Source organism: Caballeronia fortuita (assembly GCF_001544835.2).
GTDB classification, from domain to species: domain Bacteria; phylum Pseudomonadota; class Gammaproteobacteria; order Burkholderiales; family Burkholderiaceae; genus Caballeronia; species Caballeronia fortuita.
Window position 1 is genome coordinate 140,901 of record NZ_FCNX02000004.1, and the last position, 14,873, is coordinate 155,773.

Genomic DNA, 14,873 nt, shown 5'->3' on the forward strand with positions numbered 1-14,873 from the left:
AGCGCGAGGCAGCGCGGTCGGCGGAACAGACCCGCTTTCACCCTTTTGTTCAGGGATTTGCCCGCGCGCGCTCCGTCCGAAAATCATCCGTATAGACCTTCGCGTTGGAATTCGGCCGATATGCGATGTGATATAATCAGTAATCAATAAAAAGAAATCCGGCCAAAACTTTTTTAAACGGGATTTATCAAATGCTTGATTCAACGCGGACGAGCGCGGAGGAAGCATGTCTGTAGTCGGTGTTATAGGCGCAATTGTTTTTTTCGCAATAGTCGGCCTGGCATTGCTAGCCGTGTTCGAAATCATCTTTTCGCCCGGCGCCAGGAAGAAGGCAGATCAATCGAGCAAGACCGGTCACAAGCGGCCTACGTGGTATCGCAGGCGTGAAGTCGCCGTGCGCCGCGACGAGCCCTGAGCCGGGACAATTTGTCCTGATCCGCCAATGGGTTAGGACTTTCCCCGAGACACCGCAAGAGGGCCGCCCCAGGCCGCCCGTCATCACGCGACGCAGACACAGCGCAGAAGCAACGCAGAAGCAACGCAGCGTTTGCCGCACAATCGTTCAAAATCCCTCGCTTTATTTCGCTGTCGCAACTGTGTGCGAAAGCGCACTGCGCACGCCTCTCTCACACCCTAGTCTTTGTTCGCCGGCATCCGCTTTGAAATGTATGTTCATCATTTCGAAAGCGCCGGACCACAACACATATAAAGACAGTTAAGCGTTTAGCTAAGGATTTAATCGGTCGACTGGCGAAACCGCTGCTGTCTGAGGGAAAAGAAATGGCGCAACCCGCATATCCTTCCGTGCTTCAGTGGTGGACGCGCGTCGAAAAGCGGCTCTACGGTGACTCCGGCGAGACACCGGGAGGCAGCGTTCGTGCGCGTGCGTCGATCATCGTCCTGTACGACGGCTACGAGAACATCGAAGCGCTGTGGAAGGCGCTTCTCCAGTGCCGGACACCGCATATCCAGGTCGCGTGGAAGTCGCCCGACTCCGGCGAGATGCGTCTGCTCGCCGAGTCGTATGTGGCGATACCCGAGAAGCTCTTCTTCCTGAAGTCGCTCCAGACGAGCCTTCAGCGCGTCGGCGTGCTCGTCGAGCGGGCGCAGAAGCGGCTCGACGCCGCATCGTCGGTGCGTGACTTTCCGGTCATCCGGCCGGAGGTGCGGCCGGCGCGTTTGTCCGCGTTGACGTCGGCGTGGTTCGCGCTGCGGCATCTCGGCCGCAAGGTGCTGAATCAGCCCGCCAAGCTGCTGATCCAGCGCGGCCATTGGGTGCTGGCGTACCGTCGCGCGGACGCGCCGGCCGAAGCGCGCGCGGAGAGCAACGTCGACGGCGACGAAAGCCGCAACTGGGTGACGCTGCCCGGCATGACGTCGCAGTTCCACGCCGATCCGTTCCTCTGGCGCGGCAAGAACGGCGATTACCACCTGTTCTTCGAAAGCCTTCCCTACGACACGAACCGCGGCACGATCAGCCATATCGCGTTCGACCCCGCCACGCAGTCGTGGCAGGAAACGCCGCGCGTGGTGCTCGACAAGAGCTATCACCTGTCGTACCCGTTCCTGTTCGAGCATGAAGGCGATGTCTTCATGATCCCGGAGACCTGCGGCAACCGCACGATCGAGATGTACCGCGCGGCGTCGTTCCCGACCGAATGGGTGCTGCACAAGGTCATCATGCGCGATGTGGTCGCCGCCGATACGACGCTGCATCACGACGGCAAGACCTGGTGGATGTTCACGAGCATGACCGAGGATGGCGGGTCGAACTGGGACGAACTGTCGATCTTCCATTCCGACAGCCCGTTCGGCGAGTGGACGCCGCATCCGATGAATCCCGTCGTCTCCGACTGCCGTCTCGCGCGCATGGCCGGAAACCTCTTCAAGGACGGACAAAACCGCCTGATTCGCCCCGCGCAGAATTGCGAGCGCGAATACGGCGCGGCGCTGACGTTCCGCGAGATCACCGAACTCACGACGACCACCTATGCCGAGCGTACCGTTTCGATCCGCAATCCGCCGCGCGGTCACCAGGGCCTGCATACGTGGAATGCGGTCGGCGGAATCACCGTCATCGATCTGAAGACGCAGCTTCGCAAGTGGAATCCGTGGCGCGGTGCGATGCGGCGCGCGTGACGTGCTTCGTGTAGGACGAACGGCGTGTGGCACGTCGCACAGTACGTGCCATCGCGCCGGCTTACATTGGTGACTCGTTGGAGCGTCCTCCGGCGAGCTATCCCATCGTCATAAAACACACCCGTCAGCACAAGCATTGCCGCCAGCGACGCGCGCGTCGGTTGCCTGGGGACGGGCCCAATCGTAGAAAAACGGCAGCCGGGACCATGAAGCTTCTCCATGTCATCGTTGCGCTCAATGCGGACGGCGCAGAACGCATGCTTCAGCGCCTCATCGAGTCGCATATCGAACATCCGCGATTCCGTCACGTCGTCTGCTCGCTCACGACGGCCGGCAAGATCGGCGAAGAACTCGCCGCGCGCGGGATCGAGGTGCATAGCCTCGGCATGAAATCCCCGCTCGGTTTCCCGCGCGCACTCGCGCGCCTCGTCAAACTGATCCGCGAAGTGCGCCCCGACATCATCCAGACCTGGATGTACCACGCCGATTTCCTCGGCGGCCTCGCGGGGCGGATCGCGGCGCACAAGCGCATCGTCTGGGGCGTGCGCACCACCGATGTCAGATCGGGCGGCTCGCGTGTCACCGTGCTGCTGCGCAAGGTGTGCGCGTGGCTCTCCTATTACGTGCCGCAGACGATCGTCTGCGCGGCCGAGGCATCGCGCCGCGCGCATGTTTCCGTCGGCTACGACGCGAGCCGCATGATGGTCGTGCCGAATGGTTTCGACGTCGCGCGCCTGTGCGCCACGCCCGAGCAACGCAGCGCGATCCGCGAGCAATGCGGCTTCAATGAACGCGATGTCGTCGTCGGCATTCTCGGGCGTTTTCATCCGGTGAAGGATCACCAGAATTTTGTGCGCGCGGCCGGCATGCTGGCCGCGCGTCATCCCGATGTGCGCTTCATGCTGGTCGGACGCGATCTCGACGCGAACAATCGCGAACTCGCGGACTGGATCGCGCAGACGGGATTCGCGTCGCGCTTCGTGCTGCTCGGCGAGCGGCGCGACGTGCCCGCGTGTCTGTCGGCGATGGATGTGTTCTGTCTGTCGTCGCGCACCGAAGGCTTTCCGAATGTCGTCGGCGAAGCGATGGCGATGGCGTTGCCATGCGTCGTCACCGACGTGGGCGATGCGGCCATGCTCGTTGCGGGCACGGGCGTCGTCGTCGAGAAGGAAAACAGCGATGCGCTCGCGGCGGGACTCGATCGCATCGTCGACATGAAACCCGACGAGCGCATTCGTCTCGGTCAGCTCGCGAAGGCGCGCATTCACGCCGAGTTCACGATGATGCGCGCGCGCGAGCGTTTCGAGGATATCTATCTGCGGCTCGTCGAAGAAAAATGAGCATCGCATCAGCGTGGCCTATGGCCGGATCGTAAGGAGAACGAATATGTGCGGTATCGTCGGCTTTCTGGGTGGACGCGGCTTCGGCGCGGGCGACCCGAAGACAACGGTCCGGAAGATGGCGCTCGCCATCGCCTATCGCGGACCCGACGACGCGGGCGACTGGACCGATGATCTGCGCGGCATCGCGCTCGGTCATCGCCGGCTCGCGATCATCGATCTATCATCGGCCGGGCATCAGCCGATGGCATCGGGCAGCGGACGTTATGTCATCGCCTTCAACGGCGAGATCTACAATCACCTCGACCTGCGCGACGAGCTCGAAGACACGCAACGCGCGCCCGCATGGCGCGGAAGTTCGGATACCGAAACATTGGTCGCGGGCTTCGACGCGTGGGGCATTCAGGCGACGATCGAGCGCGCGGTCGGCATGTTCGCGTTCGCGGTGTGGGACCGGCAGGAATGCCAGCTCACGCTGGCGCGCGACCGCATCGGCGAAAAGCCGCTTTACTACGGCTGGCAAGGACACGGCGACGAAGCCGCGTTCCTGTTCGGCTCGGAACTCAAAGGGCTGCGCGAGCATCCCGCGTTCGAGAACAATGTCGATCGCGGCGCGTTGACGCTGCAGATTCGCCACGGCTGCGTGCCGTCGCCGTATTCCATTTTCGAAGGCATCCGCAAGCTCGAACCGGGCAAGATGCTGACCGTGTCGCTGGAACGTCGCGAACCGCGTGTGTGGTCGTACTGGTCCGGCGTGGAAGCGGCGGTGAATGGCGCCGCGCGCGGCTTCGCGGGCAGCGCCGACGAGGCGGTCGATGAACTCGAGCATCTGCTGTCGGACGCGATCCGCCAGCAGATGCTTTCCGATGTGCCGCTCGGCGCGTTTCTGTCGGGCGGCGTGGATTCGTCGACGATCGTCGCGCTGATGCAAAAGCAGTCGTCGCGTCCGGTCAAGACGTTCACCATCGGCTTCAACGAAAGCGACTTCGACGAAGCCAAGCTCGCGAAGGCGGTCTCGAAACATCTCGGCACCGAGCACACCGAGATGTACGTGACGGCACGTCAGGCGCTCGATGTCATTCCGCGTCTGCCCGAGCTCTACGACGAACCGTTCGCGGATTCGTCGCAGGTGCCGACGTTCCTCGTTTCGCAACTCGCGCGGCAGCACGTGACGGTCTCGCTCTCCGGCGATGCCGGCGACGAGCTCTTCTGCGGCTATCAGCGTTACAAGACCGCGCCGGGCATGTGGGACAAGATGACGATGATGCCCGCGCCGTTGCGCAAGCTGGCGGCGTCGGGCATTGCGGGAATTTCGCCCAAGCGCTGGAACAGCATGGCGGGGCTCATGGAGCCGATCCTGCCTTCGTCGCTGCGCGGCGTGAAGGTCGGCGACAAGCTGCACAAGGGCGCGCAATTGCTGTCGTGCCAGTCGCGCGACGAAGTCTATCTGCATCTGATGTCGCAATGGAACGATCCGGCCGCGCTCGTGATCGGCGGCTATCAGCCTGCTACGCTGATGACCGGCAATGCGCCGGCCTTCACCGGTCTCGACGACGTCCAGCGCATGATGGCGCTCGACATGATCACCTACCTTCCCGACGACATTCTCACGAAGGTCGATCGTGCCGCGATGGGTGTCTCGCTCGAGACGCGCGTGCCGTTCCTCGATCACCGCGTCGTGGAGTTCGCGTGGCGTCTGCCGCAATCGATGAAGGTCCGCGACGGCCAGACCAAGTGGGCGCTGCGCCAGGTGCTTTACCGCCACGTGCCACGCGCGATGATCGAGCGCCCCAAGCAGGGCTTCGGCGTGCCGATCACGCATTGGCTGCGCGGCGAGCTGCGCGATTGGGCAGAGGCGCTGCTGGACGCGTCGCGTCTGCGTCGCGAAGGCTTCTTCGATGCGACCACCGTGCGCGCGAAATGGCAGCAGCATCTGTCGGGCGAGCAGAACTGGCATCGTCAGCTGTGGAACGTGCTGATGTTCCAGCAATGGCTCGAGCATCAGCAGGCTTCGTCGATCCCGCTGTTCACGTCGCGCGCCGCGGATCTCGCAAGCGTCGCAGGATGATTCGAACGTGCGATGCGCTCAGGCATCGCACATGACGGCATCGAATGAGAAAGGCCTTGGTTCAATGAGACCAAGGCCTTTTTGTTTGAGCCCTATCCGATGCATCCGAGTGCGCCCGAGTTCATTCCAGGGCATCCGATACGCAACGCTTCGCGGATCAGCCAAAACAAAAAGGCCCTGATCTATTCGATCAAGGCCTTTCGTCTTTCTGCAATTACGCGTCAGTCACATCGACGGCGATTACTTATGATGCGTCGTCTGTTCCGGAACGGCGGCGGCAACGACGCTTCTGCGTTGCGTGCCGACGAGCCAGCGCGGCGTCTTGAAGCGCACGATCGCCGTGTACAGCCAGACGTACGCCACTGCGAACACGACCGCCGTCACCGCGAGCACGACCGGGTTATGCCAGAAGAGCGAGGCGGGCACGATGCCGATCATGCTCAATACCCACAGATACGGCGACGTGCGTGCATTGCGGCGTTGACGCTGGCGCGGGTCCGAGCCTTTGCGCACGATGCGCTTGAAGATCAGCGTGTGCAGATGGATGCCGTCGGGCGCGCCGACCGGACGTCCGCGCACGATGCGGCGGCGATAGATCGAGAACAGCGTTTCGAAGAGCGGATAAATAGCGACGACCATCGCATACCATGCGCAGACGTTCGGATGCCGGGCGACCAGCAACACGAGCAATTCCGCGATCGTGAAGCCGATGAAATATGCACCGCCGTCACCGAGGAAAATCGACGCGGCCGGATAGTTCCAGATCGCAAAGCCGCCGATTGCGCCGATCATCGTGAGCGCGGTGCTCATTACGAGCAGATCGCCGACCTCATGCGCGACATAACCGATCGAGCCGAAGATCAGAATGGCCACGACCGCGGCGAGTCCGTTGAAGCCGTCGATGATATTGACCGCGTTGGTGAGGCCCGCCACGGCGAGCACTGTAAGACCGATCGCGATGGGCGCGACCGAAAGGATCGGATCGACGAGCGGCAGATCCACGCGGCCGATCACGCCATGCAGAATGAACGCGCCGAGAAGTGCGGCGAACATCGCGCTCAGGAGCCGCGCCCGCACGCTCACGCGTTTGGTCAGATCCTCGATCACGCCGCTGCCGAACGCGGGCAACGCGCAGAGCAGCAATAAAAAGGACTCGTCACGCGGATTGCCGCCGAATATCGCAGCGATCGGGAAAGTCACGCAGGCCGCGACCATCAATGCGATACCGCCAATCCGGGGAACCGGATGAGAATGATTCTTCTGAACTCCGTTCAAATCATGATCCAGGGAGAGCGCCCCGTAGCGCCCCGCGAATCTAACTATAAGTAGCGTCATGCAGAAAGAACTGATGAAGCCAAGCGCAAGGTTTAACATTTTTCTCACTCACGAAGAGGGCGCATCTCTTTTCGAATATCAAAACCCGAAAACGTATGGTAGGTACAACCCCTGCCATTGTCCACGCATTTATGGCGCTTTAATGTGTGAAACCGAGCCTACCGGCATTATATTGGGACTTCCACCGATTATTCATACAAACCGGATTTTAAAATCGCGGAAATAACAGCGATTTCACAAAATGGCCTTAATGCTTTTTTCCGAAAAGCGCGCGTTGTCGGTGCGCAAACCCACTTTCGCGCTCATTTTCTTCGTAGGGTCGGTGCGGTGGAACACTGAAACGCCGATCGAGCCGCCTCTTGCCCTAGGATAGGCGCAAAGCGGACGCTTTGGCAGCGACGAATTGTCCGGAAAGCGGTCGCCGGCTAAACCGCCTTTCTTCATAGAATTCGCTGTTTTATTAACAGCGATTGTATGTGCGGTGCCGCGCATACAACAAGCCGCGCTGTGATATTTTCCGATTTGTTCAAATGGCCGGCATACTCAATAAATTCTTAAAAGCGGTAAAGCGAACACTCGGTCGCGTTGAAAGGTTCGATAAACAACAAAAATCGTCTGTGGGAATTTCTCTTTTTTTGAGTCGTGTGTTTCAATACCACTGCAATGCCGGAGCGGGATTTTAACGGCTCCGAATGCAGGCCTGAATTCAAGAATAAGCAAATGATGTTTGTGCCCTTTTGGGCGCACAGCAGGTGTTTCGATCCGCATCCGGCGCGCATACCGCGGGCCGGTCCCATAAGAGCCTGTAACGAGACGTTCTATGAAAGTTAAAAATCAGGCGTCAGCCGTAACGGCCGAGACCGACAAAGAGATCGAGCTCACGTCGATTCTCGAAACGCTGGGCCGTCACTGGAAGATGATCGCGACGACCGTAGCGGTCGTCTTCACCATCGGGGTGGTGTACGCGTATTTCTCGGCCCCGATTTACCAAGCCGGCATGCTCGTCAGAGTCGACGACTCGAGCACTGCCCAACCCGCCGACTCGCGCGACATGGTGAGAACCGCCGCGACGATGTTCGACCAGCGCGCGACCGCCGAAGGCGAGATCCAGGTCATCGGATCGAAGTTCGTGCTCGGTCCCGTCGTCGATGCGCTCAAGCTGTATATCCAGGCCGCGCCGCATCGCTTCCCGGTGATCGGTGGAATGATCGCGCGCATGTCCGACGACGTGTCGACCCCGGGCCTCTTCGGCCGTGGCGGCTACGCATGGGGCGCCGAATCGATCGACGTCTCCGCGTTCGACGTGCCGAAAAAGTACGAAGGCAAGGAATACACGCTGCGCTATCTCGGCAACGGCCAGTATCAGGTGCGCGGCCCGGGCGTCGAGACGGGCGTCGGTGGCCAGGTCGGCAGCGTGCAGCGTTTCGACACCGATGCCGGTCCGATCTCGCTGCTCGTCGGCTCCATCCGTGGCGAGAAGGGCGTCGAGTTCGATCTGACGCGCAACTCACGCGTATCGGCTATCGATCGTCTGCAGAATTCGCTGGCTATTGCCGAACAGGGCAACAAGTCCGGCGTCATCAGCACGACGCTCGAAGGCAAGGACCCGGTGCTCGTGGCCGCGACGATCAATGAACTGTCGCGCATGTACGTGAAGCAGAACGCCGACCGTCGCGGGATCAACGCCGAGAAGTCGCTCGAATACCTCGAGCAACAGCTTCCCGACGCCAAGCGTCAGATGGAAACGGCCGAAGACAACTACAACGCGTATCGCAACAGCCGCACGCTGTTCAATCCGGACGAAGAAGGCCGCATCGTGATGCAGCAGGCTTCGCAAGCGGACGCGCAGTTGCTCGACCTGAAGCGCCGCCGTGCCGACCTGGCCGTGCACTTCTCGCCGTCGCACCCGAGCGTGGTGGTGATCGACCAGCAGATCGCGGCGACCGAGAAGTACATCAACGATCTGGCAGCGCGCGTCAAGGCGATGCCGCAAGCCGAGCAGGGCGCGCTTCGCCTGCAACGCGATGTCCGCATGAGCACCGATGTCTATTCGGCCTTGCGCAACAACATCGAAACGATGCGCCTCATCAAGGCTGGCCGCACGCCGACGGTGGAACTGCTCGATCACGCCGAAGTGCCCGAGCGTGCCGTCAAGCCGGTCAAGGCGCTGGTGCTCGTGATCGCGGCAGGCATTGGTCTTTTCATCGGCATCGTGCTGGCATTCGCTCGCGATTTCCTGTTCAAGGGCGTGCTCGATCCGAAGGAACTGGAATCGAAGACGGGTCTTTCGGTGTTCGCGACCATTCCGGACAGCGACCGCCAGAAGGAACTCGCGAAGCGCATCGCCGAGAAGAAGCCGGAACAGCTTGCGCTCGCCTCGCGTTACCCGACCGACCCGGCCGTGGAAGGCCTGCGCATGATGCGCTCGTCGCTGCAGTACGCGTTGATGGATGCGCCGAACAATGTCGTGATGCTGGCGGGCCCGCTGCCCGGTATCGGCAAGTCGTTCGTGTCGGCCAATCTGGCGACGCTGCTCGCCGCGGGCGGCAAGCGCGTCCTGCTGATCGACTGCGACCTGCGCCGCGGCCATCTGAACCAGTACTTCGGCATGCCGCGCGGCAAGGGTCTCGTCGACATCGTCAACGGCTCGGCCACGCTCGAAGAAACCGTGCATCGCTCGGTGCTGAACAACCTCGACTTTGTCCAGTGCGGCTTCTATCCGCCGGACCCGGCCGAGCTGCTCCTGTCGGATGCGTTCACGGAATCCGTGAGCCGTGCGTCGGAGGAATACGACATCGTGCTGCTCGACGCGCCTGCAATCCTGGCGGTGTCGGACACGGCGATCATGGCGCCCGTCGCGGGTTCGATCTTCCTGGTTGCGCGTTATGGGGATACGCGTTCCGGGGAAATCTCGGAGTCCGTGAAGCGCCTGGAACAGTCGGGCGCAAGCGTCACCGGCGTGCTGCTCAACGGTTTCAAGGTGCATTACGGCAACTACGCCCAGGCGCGCCAGTACGGCGGCTATGCCTACGCTGCCTATAAGGCCGACGAAAAAGCCTGAGGCCTGACTCATCCGGCATTCGCTCCTGCTGGACCCCGAATCAAAAAGCAGTACTAAACAAACGTCCTGAGTTGTATAACGAGGAGAAGTGAATATGTTCTCGCCGCAAGAGTTGAAACTCGGCATCGTCGGTCTGGGCTACGTGGGCCTGCCGCTCGCCGTCGAATTCGGAAAACGCCATCCTGTCGTCGGCTTCGACATCAATCGTGCGCGCATCAACGCGCTGCGCGAAGGGCGTGACGCCACGCTCGAAGTCAGCGATGAAGAGCTGGCTTCCGCCACCTTGATGCAGTACAGCGCCGATGTCGAAGACCTGCGCAGCTGCACGGTGTTCATCGCGACGGTGCCGACGCCGATCGATCACTACAAGCGACCGGACCTGTCGCCGCTGATCGGTGCGTCGACGACCATCGGCAGCGTGCTGAAGAAGGGCGACGTCGTCATCTATGAATCGACCGTCTATCCCGGCGCGACCGAGGAAGAGTGCGTGCCCGTGCTCGAAAAGATGTCGGGCCTGAAGTTCAACGAAGACTTCTTCGTGGGCTACAGCCCCGAGCGCATCAACCCGGGCGACAAGTCGCACCGTTTGCCGGACATCAAGAAGGTCACGTCCGGATCGACGCCCGAAGTGGCCGATTTCGTCGACGAACTCTATCGCGGCATCATCACGGCCGGCACGCACAAGGCGAGCAGCATCCGCGTCGCCGAAGCGGCCAAGGTGATCGAGAACACGCAGCGCGACGTGAACATCGCGCTCATCAACGAACTGTCGATCATCTTCAACAAGATGAACATCGATACGGAATCGGTGCTGCTCGCGGCCGGCACGAAGTGGAACTTCATCCCGTTCCGCCCGGGTCTGGTCGGCGGCCACTGCATCGGCGTGGACCCGTACTACCTGACGCACAAGGCGCAGGCGATCGGCTATCACCCCGAGATCATCCTCGCCGGGCGCCGTCTGAACGACAGCATGGGCAACTACGTCGTCTCGCAGCTCGTGAAGACGATGACCAAGCGCGACATCGCCATCTCGGGCGCGCGCGTGCTCATCATGGGTCTCACGTTCAAGGAAAACTGCCCGGACCTGCGCAACACGCGCGTGGTCGACATCATTGCGGATCTGAAGGAATACGGCGTTCAGGTCGACGTGTATGACCCGTGGGTCTCGAAGGAAGAGGCGCATCACGAGTACGGCATCGATCCGATCGACCAGCCGGCGAAGGGCATCTACGACGCGATCGTGCTCGCCGTGGCGCACAAGCAGTTCGCCGACGAAGGCGCGCAGGGCATCCACGCCTACGGCAAGTCGGAGCACGTGCTGTGCGACCTCAAGTACGTCCTGCCGCCCGAGTCGAGCGACATGCGTCTCTGAGGCCCGGCGGCGTCGGTTTCGACCGATGCAGGCCGTCGCACAACATCGCCGCGGTTCGGCTCCCGACATTCGGGCGCTGCCCGCGGCGATGTCAACCGGAGGTTCGGAGTTCGCAATGAAGATGCCCAAGGTAGTTCTGTACGCCAACACCGATTGGTATCTATTTAATTTTCGGCTTTCGTTCGCTCGCAAACTGCGCGATGCGGGTTTCGAGGTCATTCTATTGTCACCGGAAGGCGAATACGGCCCGAAGTTGCGTGACCTGGGCTTTCGCTGGCATGCCGTGCCGATGAACCGGCGCAGCCTGAATCCGCTGCGCGAGCTCGCGCTCGTGCTGTGGCTTGCGCGCTTTTTCCAGCGCGAAAAGCCGCAACTTGTGCACGGCTTCACGATCAAGAGCGCAGTGTACGGCTCGTTCGCAAGCAAGCTCGCGGGCGTTCCGGCGCGCGTGAACGCGGTCGCGGGCATGGGCTATGTCTTCACGAGCCGCGACCTCAAGGCGCGCATCCTGAAGCCGGTCGTGCGCTCGGTGATGCGTACCGCGCTGAATGGCCGCGACAGCATTCTCGTCCTGCAGAACCCGGACGACATCAAGCTGTTCGAAGCCGCGCGCATCGTGGAGAAGAAGTCGATCCGTCTCATCAAGGGATCGGGTGTCGATCTGCGGCGCTTCAAGGTGCGTGAAGAATCGGCGGACGATGCGGGCAAGCCGCTGCGCATCCTGCTCGCGGCGCGCCTCGTGTGGGACAAGGGTATCGAAGAATATGTGGAGGCAGCGCGCATGCTGCGGCGCGAGAACCGCACCGTGCGCTTCCTTCTCGCAGGCTCGCCCGATGACGGCAATCCGGCATCGGTGAGCACGGCGATGGTCGAGGGCTGGGTGAAGGAAGGGCTCGTCGAATGGCTGGGCCACGTGAGCGACATGCCCAGGCTCTTCACCGAAGTGGATGTGATGGTGCTGCCGAGCTATCGCGAAGGCTTGCCGAAAGCGTTGATCGAAGCGGCGGGCTGCGCGCTGCCGCTCATCACGACGGACGCGCCGGGCTGCCGCGAAGTGGTCAGCGAATCGGGCGTGGATGGTTTGCAAGTGCCGGTGCGCGACGCACGCGCGCTCGCCGATGCGATCCGCCAGCTCGACGACGACCGCGCGCTCGCGAGAAAGCTCGGTCTCGCCGCGCGCGAGAAGGCACTGAAGAATTTCGACGAACGCATCGTCATCGAGAAGACCCTCGCCGTGTATCGCGAGCTGGTGCCCTCGATCGCGATCGAAGACGAGCGCCGCGAACCCGTCGCGCCCGTCGGCAAATTTGGAGACTTTCATGTCTGACCGTTACGAATCGATCCGTCAGCAACTGACGCGCGATCCGCAGAAGTGGCTCATCACCGGCGTTGCCGGATTCATCGGCTCGAACCTGCTCGAAGCGTTGCTCAAGCTCGACCAGGAAGTCGTCGGGCTGGACAACTTCGCGACGGGCCATCAGCGCAATCTCGACGAAGTGCGTTCGGTCGTGACCCCTGCGCAATGGGCGCGGTTTCGCTTCGTCGAGGGCGATATCCGGAATCTCGACGATTGCCGCGCCGCGGTGAAGGGCGCAGCGCACGTGCTGCACGAAGCGGCGCTCGGCTCGGTGCCGCGCTCGGTCAACGATCCGATCACGACGCACGAAGTCAACATCAGCGGCTTCTTGAACATGCTCGTCGCCGCGCGCGATGCGAAGGTGGAGAGCTTCACGTACGCTGCGTCGAGCTCGACCTACGGCGACCATCCGGGCCTGCCGAAAGTCGAGGACCGCATCGGCCAGCCGCTTTCGCCGTATGCGGTGACGAAGTACGCCAACGAGCTGTATGCATCGGTATTCGCGCGCACATATGGGCTGAACGCGATCGGCCTGCGCTACTTCAACGTCTTCGGCAAGCGCCAGGACCCGGACGGCGCGTATGCGGCCGTGATCCCGAAGTGGACCGCGGCGCTCATCGCCGACGAACAGGTGACGATCAACGGCGACGGCGAGACGAGCCGCGACTTCTGCTTCATCGACAACGTCGTGCAGATGAACATCCTCGCCGCGCTCTCCGAGCCGCAGGCGCGCAATCAGGTCTACAACGTCGCGGTCGGGGATCGCACGACACTCAATCAGCTTTATGACGGCCTCAAGCGCGAACTCGCGGAGAACGGCGTCATCAATGAGGGCAGCGCGGTGTACGCGCCGTTCCGCGCGGGCGACGTGCGTCACTCGCAGGCCAACGTCGACAAGGCCGTGCAACTGCTCGGCTATGCGAGCGCCATTCCGCTCGCGGATGGTCTCGCGATCGCGATGCCCTGGTACATCCGCTTCCTGTCGGAACGGCGCGTGCCGGCCGAAGCCGACATGGCGACGAGGCCCGCATGAAGATCGTCGTCTTCATCTACTCGATGCACGGCGGCGGCGCGGAACGCGTCACCGCCAACCTCGCGAACGAGTGGGCGGCGCTCGGCTGGGACGTGACGGTCGTCACGCTGACGGCGGGCATCGGCGATGTCTATCCGTTCCATCCGGGCGTGAAGCGTATCGAGCTGGGACTCGCGGGCGGTGTCGAGGGCGGCGGCTTCGTGCGCACGCTGCTGTCGAACGTGAAGCGCGTGCTCGCGTTCCGCAAGGTGCTGCGCGAGACCAGGCCGACCGTCGCGCTCGGCGTCATGGCGACGGCCAACGTGCTCGCCGTGCTCGCGGGCATCGGCCTGCCGTGCAAGATCATCGCGAGCGAGCACACGCATCCGCCGCGCGCGCCGCTCACGCCGTTCTGGGAACGTCTGCGGCTCCTGACGTATCGCTTCGCGGACAAGGTCGTCGCGCTCACCGACGAAACGCGCGAGTGGATCGAAACGCATTGCCGCTGCACGGACGTGAAGGTCATTCCGCCGCCGTTCACGCTGCCCATCGCAAGAACGAATCCGGTCATCGAGCCGAAGCGTGTCGTGAAGGATGACCGCAAGCTGCTGCTCGCGGTCGGACGCCTGTCGCCCGAGAAAGGTTTCGACAGCCTCATCGACGCATTCAGGAAGATTGCCGGCGCACTGCCGCAATGGGATCTCGTGATCGTCGGTGAAGGTCAGGCGCGCGCGAGCCTCGAACGACGTGTCGACGAAGCGAAGCTGCATGGCCGCGTCTTCCTTCCGGGCCGCGCGGGCAACGTCGCGGACTGGTACGAGCGCGCGGATCTCTATGTGCTGAGTTCGCATTACGAAGGCTTTTCGATGACGCTCGTCGAAGCGATGGCGAGCGGCTGCGCGGCCGTCAGCTACGACTGCGATTCCGGCCCGCGCGTGATTGTCACGCACGGCACGAACGGCCTGCTCGTGAATCCCGTCGGCGATGCGGGGGCGCTCGCGAAGTCGCTCGAATCGCTGATGAAGGACGAGGCCGAGCGTCATCGCATGGCGCTCTGCGCGAGCTCCGTCAACGATACGTTCGCGTTGCCGAAGACCATCGCGCTGTGGCAGGAAGTGTTCGAAGAGTCCGGCGCGAAGGTGCCGCATCGCGCGGAGCTGCGCGTTCCCGCAGCCGGACGATAAGGAGC

The 14,873-nt window shown here is 62.3% G+C and carries 10 protein-coding genes; 8 read left to right on the forward strand and 2 right to left on the reverse strand.

Going from position 1 to position 14,873, the window contains the following annotated elements; all coding sequences use genetic code 11:
* Positions 1 to 780: 780 nt before the first annotated feature.
* From AWB77_RS09675 to asnB, 3 genes are all read left to right on the forward strand, one after another.
* Entirely contained in the window at positions 781 to 2,139 is a 1,359-nt protein-coding gene (locus tag AWB77_RS09675; RefSeq protein WP_061134207.1) for a glucosamine inositolphosphorylceramide transferase family protein, read from the forward strand.
* 206 nt (positions 2,140 to 2,345) lie between these two features.
* Positions 2,346 to 3,479, forward strand: coding sequence for a glycosyltransferase family 4 protein (locus tag AWB77_RS09680; RefSeq protein ID WP_061134208.1), 1,134 nt, complete (start codon positions 2,346 to 2,348; stop codon positions 3,477 to 3,479).
* A 46-nt stretch (positions 3,480 to 3,525) separates the two neighbouring features.
* Positions 3,526 to 5,547, forward strand: a complete 2,022-nt coding sequence (gene asnB, locus AWB77_RS09685) for an asparagine synthase (glutamine-hydrolyzing) (protein ID WP_061134209.1) — start codon at positions 3,526 to 3,528, stop codon at positions 5,545 to 5,547.
* Between the two features lie 240 nt (positions 5,548 to 5,787).
* On the opposite strand, the gene AWB77_RS09690 is transcribed toward asnB, so the two are convergent.
* Both AWB77_RS09690 and AWB77_RS35700 read right to left on the reverse strand, forming a co-directional pair.
* Positions 5,788 to 6,921 carry an MraY family glycosyltransferase gene (locus AWB77_RS09690; RefSeq protein ID WP_061134210.1) on the reverse strand — a complete coding sequence of 378 codons (1,134 nt, stop codon included), beginning with the start codon at positions 6,919 to 6,921 and terminating at the stop codon, positions 5,788 to 5,790.
* 195 nt (positions 6,922 to 7,116) lie between these two features.
* Positions 7,117 to 7,374 (reverse strand): hypothetical protein, encoded by a 258-nt coding sequence (locus tag AWB77_RS35700; RefSeq protein ID WP_157694786.1) that lies wholly within the window; start codon positions 7,372 to 7,374, stop codon positions 7,117 to 7,119.
* A gap of 328 nt (positions 7,375 to 7,702) precedes the next feature.
* Here AWB77_RS35700 and AWB77_RS09695 point away from each other — a divergent pair, with 328 nt between their 5' ends.
* The 5 genes from AWB77_RS09695 (at position 7,703) to AWB77_RS09715 (ending at position 14,868) form a co-directional block, all read left to right on the forward strand.
* Complete coding sequence (locus AWB77_RS09695) at positions 7,703 to 9,943, forward strand: polysaccharide biosynthesis tyrosine autokinase (protein WP_061134211.1); 2,241 nt, start codon at positions 7,703 to 7,705, stop codon at positions 9,941 to 9,943.
* 94 nt (positions 9,944 to 10,037) lie between these two features.
* The gene (gene tviB / locus AWB77_RS09700; RefSeq protein ID WP_061134212.1) at positions 10,038 to 11,315 is read left to right on the forward strand and encodes a Vi polysaccharide biosynthesis UDP-N-acetylglucosamine C-6 dehydrogenase TviB; all 1,278 of its coding nucleotides are present in this window, start codon (positions 10,038 to 10,040) and stop codon (positions 11,313 to 11,315) included.
* 115 nt (positions 11,316 to 11,430) lie between these two features.
* Positions 11,431 to 12,642, forward strand: a complete 1,212-nt coding sequence (locus AWB77_RS09705; protein WP_061134450.1) for a glycosyltransferase family 4 protein — start codon at positions 11,431 to 11,433, stop codon at positions 12,640 to 12,642.
* The gene (locus tag AWB77_RS09710; RefSeq protein ID WP_061134213.1) at positions 12,635 to 13,705 is read left to right on the forward strand and encodes an SDR family oxidoreductase; all 1,071 of its coding nucleotides are present in this window, start codon (positions 12,635 to 12,637) and stop codon (positions 13,703 to 13,705) included. The genes AWB77_RS09705 and AWB77_RS09710 overlap by 8 nt, the downstream gene beginning before the upstream one ends.
* The gene (locus AWB77_RS09715) at positions 13,702 to 14,868 is read left to right on the forward strand and encodes a glycosyltransferase family 4 protein (RefSeq protein ID WP_061134214.1); all 1,167 of its coding nucleotides are present in this window, start codon (positions 13,702 to 13,704) and stop codon (positions 14,866 to 14,868) included. Before AWB77_RS09710 ends, AWB77_RS09715 begins: the two co-directional genes overlap by 4 nt.
* The last annotated feature ends 5 nt before the right edge of the window (positions 14,869 to 14,873 follow it).

What these genes read in the sequence shown, in the direction of transcription:
- AWB77_RS09710 (WP_061134213.1), top strand. Translation starts at nt 12,635, where the DNA reads ATGTCTGACCGTTACGAATCGATCCGTCAGCAACTGACGCGCGATCCG.
- AWB77_RS09715 (WP_061134214.1), top strand. Translation starts at nt 13,702, where the DNA reads ATGAAGATCGTCGTCTTCATCTACTCGATGCACGGCGGCGGCGCGGAA.
- AWB77_RS09680 (WP_061134208.1), top strand. Translation starts at nt 2,346, where the DNA reads ATGAAGCTTCTCCATGTCATCGTTGCGCTCAATGCGGACGGCGCAGAA.
- asnB (WP_061134209.1), top strand. Translation starts at nt 3,526, where the DNA reads ATGTGCGGTATCGTCGGCTTTCTGGGTGGACGCGGCTTCGGCGCGGGC.
- AWB77_RS35700 (WP_157694786.1), bottom strand. Translation starts at nt 7,374, where the DNA reads ATGCGCGGCACCGCACATACAATCGCTGTTAATAAAACAGCGAATTCT.
- tviB (WP_061134212.1), top strand. Translation starts at nt 10,038, where the DNA reads ATGTTCTCGCCGCAAGAGTTGAAACTCGGCATCGTCGGTCTGGGCTAC.
- AWB77_RS09690 (WP_061134210.1), bottom strand. Translation starts at nt 6,921, where the DNA reads ATGTTAAACCTTGCGCTTGGCTTCATCAGTTCTTTCTGCATGACGCTA.
- AWB77_RS09705 (WP_061134450.1), top strand. Translation starts at nt 11,431, where the DNA reads ATGAAGATGCCCAAGGTAGTTCTGTACGCCAACACCGATTGGTATCTA.
- AWB77_RS09675 (WP_061134207.1), top strand. Translation starts at nt 781, where the DNA reads ATGGCGCAACCCGCATATCCTTCCGTGCTTCAGTGGTGGACGCGCGTC.
- AWB77_RS09695 (WP_061134211.1), top strand. Translation starts at nt 7,703, where the DNA reads ATGAAAGTTAAAAATCAGGCGTCAGCCGTAACGGCCGAGACCGACAAA.